Source organism: Labrys neptuniae, assembly GCF_040797145.1.
Taxonomy (GTDB): Bacteria; Pseudomonadota; Alphaproteobacteria; order Rhizobiales; family Labraceae; genus Labrys; species Labrys neptuniae.
On record NZ_JBFNQD010000026.1, the window covers coordinates 34,731 to 48,008 of the forward strand.

12 protein-coding genes are annotated in these 13,278 nt (G+C 65.0%); 7 read left to right on the forward strand and 5 right to left on the reverse strand.

What is annotated here, in order from left to right:
* The first annotated feature begins 313 nt into the window (after positions 1-313).
* The 4 genes from ABXS05_RS32935 to ABXS05_RS32950 all read left to right on the forward strand — a co-directional run bounded on the left by ABXS05_RS32935 (position 314) and on the right by ABXS05_RS32950 (position 4,957).
* Positions 314-1,384, forward strand: coding sequence for an ABC transporter ATP-binding protein (locus ABXS05_RS32935; RefSeq protein WP_311944155.1), 1,071 nt, complete (start codon positions 314-316; stop codon positions 1,382-1,384).
* A gap of 159 nt (positions 1,385-1,543) precedes the next feature.
* Positions 1,544-2,860 carry an ABC transporter substrate-binding protein gene (locus ABXS05_RS32940; protein ID WP_311944156.1) on the forward strand — a complete coding sequence of 439 codons (1,317 nt, stop codon included), beginning with the start codon at positions 1,544-1,546 and terminating at the stop codon, positions 2,858-2,860.
* Between the two features lie 251 nt (positions 2,861-3,111).
* Complete coding sequence (locus ABXS05_RS32945; protein WP_367626811.1) at positions 3,112-4,050, forward strand: carbohydrate ABC transporter permease; 939 nt, start codon at positions 3,112-3,114, stop codon at positions 4,048-4,050.
* A 7-nt stretch (positions 4,051-4,057) separates the two neighbouring features.
* On the forward strand, positions 4,058-4,957 hold the full coding sequence (locus ABXS05_RS32950) for a carbohydrate ABC transporter permease (protein WP_367626812.1): 900 nt from the start codon (positions 4,058-4,060) through the stop codon (positions 4,955-4,957).
* Positions 4,958-5,101: 144 nt separating this feature from the next.
* On the opposite strand, the gene ABXS05_RS32955 is transcribed toward ABXS05_RS32950, so the two are convergent.
* From ABXS05_RS32955 to hslV, 3 genes are read right to left on the reverse strand one after another with little or no spacing between them, the layout of a single operon-like run.
* A complete protein-coding gene (locus tag ABXS05_RS32955) occupies positions 5,102-5,365 on the reverse strand; it encodes a hypothetical protein (protein WP_367626813.1) in 264 nt (87 codons plus the stop codon).
* 31 nt (positions 5,366-5,396) lie between these two features.
* Positions 5,397-5,792, reverse strand: a complete 396-nt coding sequence (locus tag ABXS05_RS32960; protein ID WP_311944161.1) for a hypothetical protein — start codon at positions 5,790-5,792, stop codon at positions 5,397-5,399.
* 41 nt (positions 5,793-5,833) lie between these two features.
* On the reverse strand, positions 5,834-6,409 hold the full coding sequence (gene hslV / locus ABXS05_RS32965; RefSeq protein WP_311944162.1) for an ATP-dependent protease subunit HslV: 576 nt from the start codon (positions 6,407-6,409) through the stop codon (positions 5,834-5,836).
* Between the two features lie 382 nt (positions 6,410-6,791).
* Here hslV and ABXS05_RS32970 point away from each other — a divergent pair, with 382 nt between their 5' ends.
* On the forward strand, positions 6,792-7,946 hold the full coding sequence (locus ABXS05_RS32970; protein WP_367626814.1) for an aminotransferase: 1,155 nt from the start codon (positions 6,792-6,794) through the stop codon (positions 7,944-7,946).
* Between the two features lie 20 nt (positions 7,947-7,966).
* Here the strand turns inward: ABXS05_RS32970 and ABXS05_RS32975 are convergent, their stop codons facing one another.
* Positions 7,967-9,166, reverse strand: coding sequence for a hypothetical protein (locus ABXS05_RS32975; protein WP_311944165.1), 1,200 nt, complete (start codon positions 9,164-9,166; stop codon positions 7,967-7,969).
* A 234-nt stretch (positions 9,167-9,400) separates the two neighbouring features.
* Between ABXS05_RS32975 and hrpB the strand changes: the two genes are divergently transcribed.
* Positions 9,401-11,893: an ATP-dependent helicase HrpB gene (gene hrpB, locus ABXS05_RS32980; RefSeq protein WP_367626823.1), complete on the forward strand. Its 2,493-nt coding sequence runs from the start codon at positions 9,401-9,403 to the stop codon at positions 11,891-11,893.
* A 464-nt stretch (positions 11,894-12,357) separates the two neighbouring features.
* Here the strand turns inward: hrpB and ABXS05_RS32985 are convergent, their stop codons facing one another.
* Positions 12,358-12,663: a zinc ribbon domain-containing protein YjdM gene (locus ABXS05_RS32985; protein ID WP_311944167.1), complete on the reverse strand. Its 306-nt coding sequence runs from the start codon at positions 12,661-12,663 to the stop codon at positions 12,358-12,360.
* A 455-nt stretch (positions 12,664-13,118) separates the two neighbouring features.
* On the opposite strand from ABXS05_RS32985, the gene rpmH reads away from it, so the two are divergent.
* Positions 13,119-13,253: a 50S ribosomal protein L34 gene (rpmH, locus tag ABXS05_RS32990; RefSeq protein WP_082980037.1), complete on the forward strand. Its 135-nt coding sequence runs from the start codon at positions 13,119-13,121 to the stop codon at positions 13,251-13,253.
* The last annotated feature ends 25 nt before the right edge of the window (positions 13,254-13,278 follow it).

Sequence of the window (13,278 nt, forward strand, 5' to 3'; positions counted from 1 at the left end):
GCATCGAGAATTGAAGCCGACCCCGCAATTGCGCGAAGCGAATGGCGCGAGGGCGGTATGATGATAACGCAACTTCTGTCCCGGGGCATATTGGTCTGAAGATTTGTGAGGGATGATGGGCTCTTTGCCTTGACAGGAGTCTTGTCCCACCGTCAGGATGCCGCCGCCTGTGGGGACCGTCTGCACCGATGGTGGGTCGGCTCCGGCAGGCTTTCTAAGTGTTCGCAACGGTCCGAAAGAGGCCGAAAAGGCAGAAATGCCGCCCTTGGTGGCGGTGATCGGGCTCATCATCCTTTTGCTTGGGGGAAACGTCGTGGCGTCAGTCGACTTCGTCAATGTCAGGAAATCATTCGGGACCCACCCCGTCATCAAGGGCGTGGACATCGAGATTGCCGATGGCGAGTTCGTGATCCTGGTCGGCCCCTCGGGCTGCGGGAAGTCCACGCTCCTTCGCATGCTGGCGGGCCTGGAGAACATCTCGGACGGTGAGATCCGCATCGGCAAGGACGTGGTCAACAACCTGCCGCCCAAAGAGCGCGACATCGCCATGGTGTTCCAGAATTACGCGCTCTATCCGCATATGAGCGTGGCCGACAATATGGGCTTCTCGCTCAAGCTGAAGGGCGCCAGCAAGGCCGACATCGAAAAGCGCGTGAAGCCGGCTGCCGAAATCCTCGGCCTTTCCAAGCTGCTCGACCGTTATCCGCGTCAATTGTCCGGTGGCCAGCGCCAGCGCGTTGCCATGGGCCGGGCGATCGTGCGTGACCCGCAGGTCTTCCTGTTCGACGAGCCGCTCTCCAATCTCGACGCCAAGCTGCGCGTCGCCATGCGCGCCGAGATCAAGGAACTGCATCAGCGCCTGAAGACGACCACGGTTTACGTCACCCATGACCAGATCGAGGCCATGACCATGGCCGACAAGATCGTGGTGATGCATGACGGCATCGTCGAGCAGATCGGTGCTCCGCTCGATCTCTACGACCAGCCGGCCAATCTGTTCGTGGCCGGTTTCATCGGCTCGCCGGCGATGAACTTCATCAAGGGCAAGCTCGATCCCGCCGATTCCAGCCGCTTCATTGCCGAGGATGGCAGCGTGCTGCCGGCGCGGGCGCCGCGCCAGGCGACCGACAAGCCGCTGATCTACGGCCTCAGGCCCGAAAGCCTGCGCATCAGCGGCACCGGCATTCCGCTGACCGTCGTGGTCACCGAGCCGACGGGGTCCGAGACCCACATGACGGCCAAGCTTGCCGGCACGGATGTGACCTGCGTCTTCCATGAGCGCGTGGCGGCCCAGCCCGGTGAGACCGTGCAGGTCGCCATCGACGTCGGTTCGACCCATTTGTTCGACTCCGCAAGCGGGCAGCGCCTGGAGCCGGCCGCCTGATTGGCCCCAGGCCTTGCGGGACTGAGTGCATCGCCGGCCGGCGCGGGATCTTTCCGTGCCGAGGCCGGTGGTATTTTCCGGGATGCCGCGGCCTGGAAGCTCGCCTGTGCGCCCGGCATTCCAACCAAAAATAAACGGCGATCCTGAGGGAGGATTTCGATGACGATCAACAGACGCGATCTGCTTGCCGCTTCCGCCGGCTTCGCCGCGGCCGCCGGCCTCGGCCAGTTCGGCCTGGCGCCAGCCTTCGCCCAGGGCGCCGAGCCCAGCTACAAGCCCGAAGAGGGCGCGAGCCTGCGCGTGCTGCGCTGGACCCCCTTCGTGCAGGGCGACGAGGACGCCTGGCTCGCCAACACCAAGAAGTTCACCGAGGCAACCGGCGTGCAGGTCCGCGTCGACAAGGAAAGCTGGGAGGACATCCGTCCGAAGGCGGCGGTCGCCGCCAATGTCGGCTCGGGGCCGGACATCGTGCTGTGCTGGTTCGACGATGCCCATCAATATCCCGACAAGCTGACCGACCTCACCGAGCTCGGCACCTATCTCGGCGGCAAATATGGCGGCTGGTATGACGGCCTGAAAGGCTATGCCACGCGCGAGGGCAAGTTCATCGCCCTGCCGCTGGCGGCAATCGGCAACGCCATCTGCTACCGTGACAGCCATATGAAGGCGGCCGGCTTCAGCGAGTTTCCCAAGGATACCGCCGGCTTCCTCGAATTGTGCAAGGCGCTCAAGGCCAAGGGGACGCCTGCCGGCTTCCCCCATGGCAAGGCCGTCGGCGACGGCAACAACTATGCCCATTGGCTGCTGTGGAGCCATGGCGGCAAGATGGTCGACGAGAGCGGCAAGGTCACCATCAACTCGCCCGAGACCATCGCCTCGATCAAATATGCCAAGTCGCTCTACGAAACCTTCATTCCCGGCACCGAGAGCTGGCTGGACATCAACAACAACCGGGCCTTCCTCGCCGGCCAGGTCTCGCTGACCGCCAATGGCGTCTCGCTCTATTACGCCGCCAAGAAGGACGCCAAGCTCAAGGAACTGGCCGCCGATATCCGCACCGTCAACTTCCCGGTCGGTCCCGTCGGGCAGAAGATCGAACTGCACCAGACCACGTCGGCCCTGCTGTTCAAGCATTCCAAATATCCCGAGGCGGCCAAGGCCTATCTGAAGTTCATGTATGAGGAACCTCAGATGAATGCCTGGATCGGCGGATCCAGCGCCTATTGCTGCCAGGCTCTGAAGGCGTTTGCCGCCAATCCGGTCTGGAAGGCCGACCCGATCCATGAGCCCTATTCGCATGCCTCCGAAACGCTGCGGCCCAATGGCTATGCCGGTCCCCTCGGCTATGCCTCCGCCGGCGTGATGGCCGATTACGTGCTGGTCGACATGTATGCGGTCGCGGTGACCGGCCAGATGTCGCCGGAGGACGCGGCGGCCCAGGCCGAGAAGCGCGCCAATCGCTATTATCGGGTGTGAGGTCGCCAGGAGCAGTATCGTGGTGCTTGTACCCCTCATCCGGCTGCCGCCACCTCTAGCCAACTCCAAGGGAGTTGGCGACACCCGCAAGGGGAGAAGGGACTGGATCCTGAGAGGTTGGGTCGACCAAGCAACCTTCACTACGGCTCGACGCTCCCAAAACAATCCCCTTCTCCCCTTGCGGGAGAAGGTCCCGGCAGGGGGATGAGGGGTAAAGCCTCCTTCCTCCTTCCCTCCCACCAAGGCACCTCATGAGCATCGCGACATCGAGACCACGGCCGCGACCTTCCGCCGTCGCCAGGCTGGCGCAGAGCAAGGGCATGCTTGGCACGCTCTTCATGCTGCCGGCCGCGGTGTTCCTGATCTGCCTGCTGGCCTACCCGCTGGGCCTGGGCGTCTGGCTCGGCTTCACCGATACCAAGATCGGGCGCGAGGGCATTTTCATCGGGCTGGAGAACTACGAGTTCCTCTGGGCCGATTCGGTGTTCTGGCTGTCGGTGTTCAACACCATCGTCTACACGGTCGTCGCCTCGGCCCTGAAATTCGGCCTCGGCCTCTGGCTCGCTCTGCTGCTCAACCAGCATCTGCCTTTCAAGTCACTGTTCCGGGCGATCGTGCTGCTGCCCTGGGTCGTACCCACCGTGCTGTCGGCGCTGGCCTTCTGGTGGATCTATGATTCGCAGTTTTCGATCATTTCCTGGTCGTTGATGCAGCTCGGCCTGATCCAGCAGCCGATCAATTTCCTCGGCGATCCCATCAATGCCCGCATCTCGGTGATCGTCGCCAATGTCTGGCGCGGCATTCCCTTCGTCGCCATCTCGCTGCTAGCCGGCCTGCAGACCATTTCTCCTTCGCTGCAGGAAGCGGCCTCGCTCGACGGCGCCACCAGCTGGCAGCGCTTCCGCCATGTCACGCTGCCGCTGCTGACGCCGATCATCGCGGTGGTGATGACCTTCTCGGTGCTGTTCACCTTCACCGATTTCCAGCTCATCTATGTGCTGACCAAGGGCGGACCGGTGAACGCCACCCATCTGATGGCGACGCTTTCCTTCCAGCGCGGCATTCCCGGCGGCCAGCTCGGCGAAGGCGCGGCCATCGCCGTGGCCATGGTGCCCTTCCTGCTGGCGGCGATCCTGTTCAGCTTCTTCGGCCTGCAGCGCCGGCGCTGGCAGCAGGGCGGCGGGGAATAGCGGAGGCATGACGATGAGCTCGAACCAAGCTGCCGCCCCGCTCGCCGACCACGTCGAGGGCATGGGCTATCTCTCCAGCCTGCCGCGGCGGGTGGTGACCGTCTACCTGCCGCTGCTGGTCTTCGTCATCGTGCTGCTGTTCCCGTTCTACTGGATGGCGATCACCACGGTGAAGCCCAACGACCAGCTGACCGACTATGCCAATTACAGCCCGTTCTGGGTGGTGGGTCCCACCCTCGAACATATCCGCTATCTCCTGTTCGAAACGTCCTATCCAGGCTGGCTGCTCAACACGATCTATGTCTCGGTGGGCGCGACGGCGCTGGCGCTTGTCGCTTCCGTCCTCGCCGCCTATGCGATCGAGCGCATCCGCTTCAGGGGATCGCGGATCGTCGGCCTCCTGATCTTCCTGGCCTATCTGGTGCCGCCCTCGATCCTGTTCATCCCGCTCGCCTTCATCGTCTTCAAGCTCGGCATCTACGACACCAAGCTCGCTCTGATCGTCACCTATCCGACCTTCCTGATCCCCTTCTGCACCTGGCTGCTGATGGGCTATTTCCGCTCGATTCCCTACGAGCTGGAGGAAAGCGCGCTGGTGGATGGAGCCTCGCGCTGGCAGATCCTGGTCAGGGTCATCCTGCCGCTGGCGGTGCCGGGCCTGATCTCGGCCGGCATCTTCGCCTTCACCCTGTCGTGGAACGAGTTCATCTACGCACTGACCTTCATCCAGTCGTCGGAGAACAAGACCGTGCCGGTGGGCGTGCTGACCGAACTGGTGCGCGGCGACATCTTCGAATGGGGATCCCTCATGGCCGGGGCGCTGTTCGGCTCCCTGCCGGTGGTGATCCTCTATTCCTTCTTCGTCGACTATTACGTGTCGTCGATGACGGGGGCAGTGAAGGAGTAACCGGTTCGCATCGCGACCGCTTTTCCCTGGGACCGCCAGTATCCTGCTGGCTCTTGGAAACGCGGCCCTTGTTGGGAACAAGGAGCCAGCAGGATGCTGGCGGTCCCAGAGAGCGGCGATCGACCAGGCGGTGGTCACGCCGTCTCAGCGCCGGTTGCGCCGGTCCTCATACATCTGTTCGAGCGGGTCGATGAAAGATCCGCCGAACAGCGCATAGGCGACGACGAAATAGACGAATTTGGCAAGGGTGAAGAAGCCGATCCATTGCAGCAGCACGAAGGGCGCGCTCACCGCGACGAGGCCGAAGCAGATCAGCGCGCTGGCGACGAGGCATGCCAGCAGCACCACCAGATGCATCAGCAATTGTGTCGCGCTGTCATAGGCGCTGAGATCGAATCTACCCTTCATGCCGCCTCCGGTTCAGGACCGGGATTCCCTGCTATTTGTCCTGGGCGAATTTGTAGGCAGCCGCTTCCGGCGCCTTGCCGCTGATGCAGGCCTTGAACTTGGCGACCTCTTCGGGTCCGAAAGTGCCGAGGCCCTGCGCCTGGCATTCCGAACTCGCCTGGCTGTATTCGGCTTCCAGCTTGACGCAGCGCTCGCGCTGCGGCGAGCCGGGCCTGACGCCCCTGCGGCTGCAGGTATCGCCGGCAATGCCCTGGGAGGCCTTGCGCCGCATGCAGTCCGTCATCGCCGTGCCCGCCTTCACCCCCTCGGCCTGGCAGGCCTTTTCGAGCGGATTGGTGGTCGGAAATTCGGGTTGCTTCTCCGCCGCGCAGCCCGCGAGGGCGAAGGCGGCGAAGACGATGGGAAGGCTGATCCGGAAGGAGAGCATGCGCGGGCGGCTTTCTGCCTGTGGTGACTCTCGCCCTCTTATCAGAGATCGATGCTTTCGATCACCAGATTATGGTTGGTATAGACGCAGATATCCGCCGCGATGTTCATCGCCTTCTTGACGATCGCCTCGGCATCATAGTCGGTGTCAACCAGCGCCCTGGCGGCGGCCAGGGCATAATTGCCGCCCGAGCCGATCGCCATCACGCCGCCTTCGGGCTCCAGCACGTCGCCGGTGCCTGTCAGCACCAGCCCGGCCGACTTGTCGGCCACCAGCATCATCGCCTCGAGCCGCCGCAGATAGCGGTCGGTGCGCCAGTCCTTGGCGAGTTCGACGCAGGCCCGCGTCAGCTGGGTGGGATATTGCTCGAGCTTGGCTTCCAGCCGCTCGAACAGCGTGAAGGCATCGGCCGTGGCGCCGGCGAAGCCGGCGATGACGTCGCCCTTGCCAAGCCGGCGGACCTTGCGGGCATTGCCCTTGATCACGGTCTGGCCGAGGCTGACCTGCCCATCGCCGCCGATCACCACGCGCCCGCCCTTGCGGACCATCAGGATGGTGGTGGCATGGAAGGGAGAGCGGGGACCGCTGTCAGGACTGGCGGAAGGGGGGAACGTCATGGGAACCTCACTGAAGCGTTTCGCGCTTTGGCGGGATCGCCAAGAATCGCAAAGACGCGTCGAACCAAAAAGTTAGAGCAAACAAGCATTCGCACTTGGACGCGTTTTTGCTCCAGACATGTTCTCTATCTAGGAGGTCGCACGCAAAAGGCAAAGGGCAGAGAGGCGAGAGCGATGCGGTTCACTTGAGCGGCGTCCAGATTTGCACGATCTTTGGCATTGCCGGGCTCGACCCGGCAATCCAGCGCCTTGCGCCCGTGGCTCCTCGATAGCCGGGTCAAGCCCGGCTATGACAAACCGGAGTGCTCTCCCCTGAACGAACCGCATTTGGGAGGGCGAGAGGCCCCTTTATCCCTTTACCCAACTCGTCTATCGATCGAGTATGAACAGCATCTTCGCCGGCCTTTCCACCACCATCTTCGAGACGATGTCGCGGCTTGCCCGCGAGCATGATGCCGTCAATCTCGGCCAGGGCTTTCCGGATGATGCCGGCCCGCTCGATGTGCGCGAGAAGGCGGCCGAGGCCGTGATGACGGGCTGGAACCAGTATCCGCCTATGCTCGGCCTGCCTGAGCTGCGCCGTGCCGTCGCCGAGCATTATGCCCGTTTCCAGGGCGTGGCGCTCGATCCCGACAGCGAAGTGATGGTCACGTCCGGCGCCACCGAGGCGATCGCCGATGCGCTGATGGCGCTGATCGAGCCGGGAGACGAGGTGGTGTTGTTCCAGCCGATGTACGATGCCTATTTGCCGCTGGTGCGCCGGGCGGGCGGGGTACCGCGCTTCGTCACGCTGCAGCCCCCGCATTGGCGCCTGACACGGGAGGCGCTCGACGCGGCCTGCTCCGCACGCACCAAGGTCGTTCTATTCAACAACCCGCTCAATCCGGCCGCCATTGCCTTCCGCGACGAGGATCTGGCCCTGCTGGCGGAATATTGCGTCCATTACAACGCCATCGCCGTCTGCGACGAGGTCTGGGAGCATGTGCTGTTCGACGGTCGCACCCACCGGCCGCTGATCGGCTTTCCCGGCATGCGCGAGCGCACGGTGAAGATCGGCTCGGCCGGCAAGATCTTCTCGCTCACCGGCTGGAAGGTCGGCTTCGTCATGGCCGCCGCGCCGATCCTCAAGGTGATCGCCAAGGCGCACCAGTTCTTCACCTTCACCACCCCGCCCAATCTGCAGGCTGCCGTCGCCTATGGCCTCGGCAAGGAGGGGAGCTATTTCACCGGCATGCGGGCGGACCTGCAGCGCTCGCGCGACCTCTTCGCGGCGGGGCTGGCCGAGCTCGGCTTCGCCACCCTGCCGAGCGAGGCGAGCTACTTCCTCAACATCGACCTGCCTGCTAGCGGTATCGAGGAGGACGATGTCAGCTTCTGCCAGCGCCTGGTCGTCGAGCACAAGGTCGCCGCCATTCCGGTCTCGGCTTTCTATGCCCAGGATGCGGTAATGACGGTGGTTCGCTTCTGCTTCGCCAAGCGGGACGAGACCCTGGCAGCCGCGCTCGCCAATCTGAAGGGCGTGGCACGCCGGGGGTGATCGGGAGGGTGGTTCTGCCCTCAATCGCGCCGGCGCGCACCCAGCCGGGCCAGGAAGGCAAGCGAGACACTGGTGAGGCCCAACGCCATCAGCCACCAGGGCTGCCAGGCGGCGAGGCCTGCAAACATCATCACCAAAGCCGAGGCCGAGACGGCGAGGGCGGCAGGGGCCGAACGATCGTCGTCGCGGTTCATGCCCATCAGCGTCAGCCAGAGGGCAAGCGCCGCAAGCGCCACGCCGACGAGCCCAAGTTCCAGCCAGATCTGCAACGCGGCATTGTGAGGCGAGGCCAGGAGCTGGCCACCGACGCCGCGGGTCAGCGAGGAACTCGAATCGTATCCGAAGCCGGCTAAGAGATGATTGGGGAGGGCGTAGGTCACGTCGCGCCAGAGCGCCACCAGGTGATCACCCTCCGCCGGCAGCAGGAAGCCGCCCCAGCGCGCCATCATCCAGCCTGCCAGCGGTGCAAGCACCAGGAGGACCAGGGCCGAGATGGCCACGGCCAGAGCGGCGGCCCGCCGGCGCCAGAGGGCCAGGGTCATCACCACGATGCCGGCGATGAAGGCGGCGAAGATCACCAGATCATGCACCAGCCAGAGCGCCAGGATCATCACCAGACAGATCAGCAGGGCCTGCCAGCTCCGGCCGCGGGCCAGGACTGCGCCCACCGCCGGCCAGGCGAGCAGGGCCATGAGCATGGCCGCGCGCGTGCTTTCGGCATCCTCGGTCCCGGTCTCGCCAAGCCCCTGCAGCGGCGACCCCGGCAGGTATTCGAGGATCAGGGTCACGCTGGCGATGGCGACGCCGATCGGGATGAGGTTGGCGTCGCTGAAGCGCACCCGCGGCTTCAGGCAGGAAATCGTGACGGCAAACAGGAGCACGATGCCCAATATCCCCGGCAGCCGGCCGGCGGCCGAAGCGGGGCGGGGCGTCCACCAGATGCTGATGGCGGCCCAGACCAGCAAGGCGAGCAGCGCCAGGGTACGGGGTGAGGTCAGCGCGCCTTGCAGGCGGCGCAGCGCCGTCGGCAGACGATTGTCGAGCGCCGCGGCCAGGATCAGCAGGGCGGTGGCGATCGGCACGATGATCGCCACGGCATGGCGCGAGAACATGGCAAAAAAAGGCGCGAAAATCACCAGCAGGAACAAGCCCAGCCGGGTCAGGAGGCCCGACACCGCGAGTGCGGGGTCGAGCGGAGCTTCATAGGCGCGCCGTTCCATCGCCTCGTCCTCAATCGTCGAGAGCTAGCTATGGCCGAAGGCAGGCGAGGCGTCGATGACGAAAAAGTCACACTATGGTTAAAATCGTCCCGCGGCCTGCACGCTGCAATGCCACATTGGACGTAGTCCCTCATCCCTCACCACCTCCTTCCAGGAGAGAGGGCGCGATGATTGCCGGAGTTGCAGGCCGGGTCCGCCATTGCGCTTGCTCCCTGGATGCGTCACATCGGCGCGATGCGCGTGTTCGACCAGCCCCTGCCCATCGACGATGCCCTGCCAGCCCTCAGGCAAGCCCTGCAGGCGGGTTCCAATGCCGTCCTCGTTGCGCCGCCCGGCGCCGGCAAGACCACGCGCGTGCCCCTGGCCCTCATCGACGAGGCCTGGACGAAAGGGGGCAAGATCATCGTGCTGGAGCCTCGCCGCCTCGCCGCCCGTGCCGCCGCCGCCCGCATGGCCGCCACGCTGGGCGAGCCGGTCGGCGCCACCGTGGGCCTGCGCGTACGCCTAGAATCGCGCATATCGGCCAGGACCCGCATCGAGGTGGTGACCGAAGGCGTGTTTGCCCGCATGATTCTGGACGACCCCTCGCTCGACGGCGTGGCAGCCGTGCTGTTCGACGAGTTCCACGAGCGCTCGCTCGATGCCGACCAGGGCCTGGCCTTCGCGCTCGATGCCCAGGCCGGGCTGCGCGAGGACCTGCGCATCCTGCCGATGTCGGCTACGATCGACGGTGCGCGCGTCGCCGCGCTTCTGGGCGATGCGCCGGTGATCGAGAGCGCGGGCCGTGCCTTTCCTGTGGCCACGCACTATCTCGGCCGCGATCCGCGCCAGCGGCTGGATGACGCAGTTGCCGATGCGGTGATGCGGGCCCTGCGGGCGGAGACCGGCTCGATGCTGGTCTTCCTGCCCGGCCAAAGCGAGATCACCCGCACGGCCCGGCTCCTGGCCGAGCGCAATCTCGGGGATGGCGTCGACATCGCCCCCCTGTTCGGCGCCATGGAAGCGCGCGACCAGGACCGTGCCGTAGCACCGGCGCCGCCCGGGCGTCGAAAGGTGGTGCTGTCAACCTCGATCGCCGAGACCAGCCTCACCATCGAGGGGGTGCGCGTGGTCATCGATGCAGGCCTCGCCCGCGTGCCGCGCTATGAACCCGATCTCGGCCTGACCCGGCTCGAAACCGTCAGGGTATCGCGGGCGAGCGCCGACCAGCGGCGCGGCCGTGCCGGGCGTACCGAGCCCGGCGCCTGCTACCGGTTGTGGGAGGAGGCGGCCACAGGCGCTTTCGAGGCTTTCGCCAAGCCGGAGATCCTGGCGGCCGATCTCAGCCCGTTGCTGCTCGATTGCGCCGCCTGGGGCGTCGGCGACCCCCTGGCGCTCGCCTGGCTCGATCCACCGCCTGCTCCCGCGCTCAAGGAAGCAAGGACGCTGCTGACGGCAATCGAGGCGCTGGACGGCGATGGCCGGCTCACCGACATGGGGCGTCATCTCTCCAGCCTGGCGCTGCCGCCGCGGCTGGCCCGCATGATCGTGGCTGCGGTGCCCGCCGGCGAGGCCATGCTGGCCGCCGAGATCGCTGCCATCCTGTCGGAGCGAGGCCTCGGCGGCGATAGCACCGACCTCGTCGAGCGCATCGAGCGCTTTCGGCGTGACCGCGGCGGGCGGGCGCAGGACATGCGCCGCCTGGCCGGAAATTGGGCCAGGACGGCCGGCAAGGAAGCCGGAGGCGGCAAGGGCAGTCGGGACCTGGGCGGCGACGGCGATCCGGCCCGGGCCGGTGCGATTCTCGCCTTGGCCTATCCCGACCGCGTCGCCGTGGCGCGTGGCCAGCCCGGCAGCTTCACCATGGAGAATGGGCGCGCCGCGCGCCTGGAACCGCATGATCGGCTCGCCCGTGAACCGACGCTCGCCATTGCCGAGATTGCCGGCAGCGCCGGTTCGAGCCGCATCCTGCTGGCGGCCCCGATCGGCGCCGAGGAGATCGCTGCCCTGTCCGGCATCAGTGAAAGCGTGAGCGTGGGCTATGATGCCGCCAGTGCCAGTCTCAAGGCGCGCGCTGTCAGGCGCTATCGCCGGCTGGTGCTGCAGGAGGGCACGGCGCCGCTGGCCCTTGGCGCCGATGCCGCCGCCATGCTTGCCCGCGGACTCGCCCAAGGCGGCATCGGCCGGCTGCCGTGGAGCAAGGCCCAGCGCCAGTTGCGCGACCGCATCGCCTTCCTAAGGGCCAGCGGCTCGCCGGACTGGCCCGATCTCTCCGACCGGGCCTTGGCCGAAACGGCCGAAACCTGGCTCGCTCCTGTTATCGAAGGGGTGCGAGGGCTTTCAGGCATCACGGCAGAGCATCTGGAGAATGGCCTTGCGGGCCTGCTGCCCTGGCACGAACGCAGAAGGCTCGACGTCGAAGCGCCGCCCTTTTTCGAGGCGCCGACCGGTTCACATCTTGCCATCGACTACGAGGCGGAGGGCGGTCCTGCCATTTCGGTCCGCGTGCAGGAATTGTTCGGTCTTGCCAACCATCCCAGCATCGCCGGCGGCCGGGTGCCGCTTACCATCAACCTGCTTTCGCCGGCACATCGGCCCGTGCAGGTGACAAAGGACCTGCCGGGCTTCTGGAGGGGGTCCTATGCCGCCGTGCGGGTGGAGATGAAGGGGCGCTATCCCCGCCATCCCTGGCCGGAGGACCCGGCCGTAGCCATGCCCACCACGCGGGCGAAACCGCGCGGCACCTGAGGGATCTTTCTTCTGCGTGATCGGCCGCGGCAGGTGGAATCGCGATCAGGATTTGGTGTTGTCGCTATGAGCCGCTCGCAGGGCTTCGGCGAGGGCGCGGGTCGCCTGCGTCCGCGGCATCGAGACGATACGGATGTCCGGCCGGGCTGCCTCTTCGTCGGTAGGATCGGGGCGGCACGGAAGATGATCCAAAATTCGATGCAATAGTGCCAGAATGGACATGTCGATAACCTCGAATTTTATAATATTGATCTAAGTATTAATTTTGAAAGTGGCTAAAATCAGAGTGCCGAAATTCAAGAATGTTAACCAAATATAACACAAGGCCGGCGATTTTATGATCGCATTGAGTCGCTGGCCGAGGCGAATGTATGAATATCAGGTGCAGAGTTGCTTTTTCATGAACGTTGCAGAGAAAAAGCCGGTGTGCGCCAGTGAAGGTTCCGGCTTCTTGATCGTCGGTCCTAGCGCTTGCGCACGAATTCCGTGCGCAGGACGAGGCCCTTGATGGCATCGTGGCGGCAGTCGATTTCCTCGTCATTGTCCGTCAGTCGGATCGACTTGATGACCGTGCCCTGCTTCAGGGTCTGATTGGCCCCCTTCACCTTGAGGTCCTTGATGAGGACCACGGAATCACCATCGGCAAGGATGTTGCCGGCGGCATCGCGCACCACGAACTGATCGGCCTTGGCCATAGCCGTCATCTCCGAAGCCGGCCGCCATTCGCCGGTCGCCTCGTCATAGACATAGTCGTCGTTCTGGTCGGCCACTTCCTGCACCTTTGGTTATGGAGTCATCCCGCGCCGAACTCGAACAGCCGTCACGGACAGATCCATTTCACGAGCCGGGCCGAGGCCACCTACATCACCGCGATCGATAGAGCGAGGCAAATCCTTGGCGTCTCCGGATTACGGCCCACCATCCTTGGCATAAGGGCGCGCGCCGCTATTTATATGGATCGGACGACCGGTCCTGAAAAGGGACGGTCACGTCGATGGAGGGATCGATCCCCGGCTTCGTCATGCCGTCGTCTTATTCTCCGCGACTTCTTGCGAGTCCTGATTGACTTCCCGGACGCCATCCCCCATAAGCACCGGCGAATTTGGCGTCGCCCATCGGGCCCGGACGCACCCAGGGCGAAGGCCGGGGCGCGTTTTTGGTGTTCGGGGGAGCGCTTTCCCAGTCAACTCGATCGGCATCCGGCCGCGACCGCGGAGAACGACCCGTGAAACGTACTTATCAACCGTCCAAGCTTGTCCGCAAGCGTCGCCATGGCTTCCGTGCCCGCCTGGGCACCAAGGCGGGCCGCAAGGTTCTGGCCGCTCGTCGCGCCCACGGCCGCAAGCGCCTGTCGGCCTGACCTGATCGGGTTGGCGCAGTGATTC

Excerpts from the sequence above, each read along its gene's own strand:
- ABXS05_RS32970 (WP_367626814.1), top strand. The coding sequence starts at position 6,792 with ATGAACAGCATCTTCGCCGGCCTTTCCACCACCATCTTCGAGACGATG.
- ABXS05_RS32950 (WP_367626812.1), top strand. The coding sequence starts at position 4,058 with ATGACGATGAGCTCGAACCAAGCTGCCGCCCCGCTCGCCGACCACGTC.
- ABXS05_RS32960 (WP_311944161.1), bottom strand. The coding sequence starts at position 5,792 with ATGCTCTCCTTCCGGATCAGCCTTCCCATCGTCTTCGCCGCCTTCGCC.
- ABXS05_RS32955 (WP_367626813.1), bottom strand. The coding sequence starts at position 5,365 with ATGAAGGGTAGATTCGATCTCAGCGCCTATGACAGCGCGACACAATTG.
- ABXS05_RS32945 (WP_367626811.1), top strand. The coding sequence starts at position 3,112 with ATGAGCATCGCGACATCGAGACCACGGCCGCGACCTTCCGCCGTCGCC.
- ABXS05_RS32940 (WP_311944156.1), top strand. The coding sequence starts at position 1,544 with ATGACGATCAACAGACGCGATCTGCTTGCCGCTTCCGCCGGCTTCGCC.
- hslV (WP_311944162.1), bottom strand. The coding sequence starts at position 6,409 with ATGACGTTCCCCCCTTCCGCCAGTCCTGACAGCGGTCCCCGCTCTCCC.
- ABXS05_RS32975 (WP_311944165.1), bottom strand. The coding sequence starts at position 9,166 with ATGGAACGGCGCGCCTATGAAGCTCCGCTCGACCCCGCACTCGCGGTG.
- hrpB (WP_367626823.1), top strand. The coding sequence starts at position 9,401 with ATGCGCGTGTTCGACCAGCCCCTGCCCATCGACGATGCCCTGCCAGCC.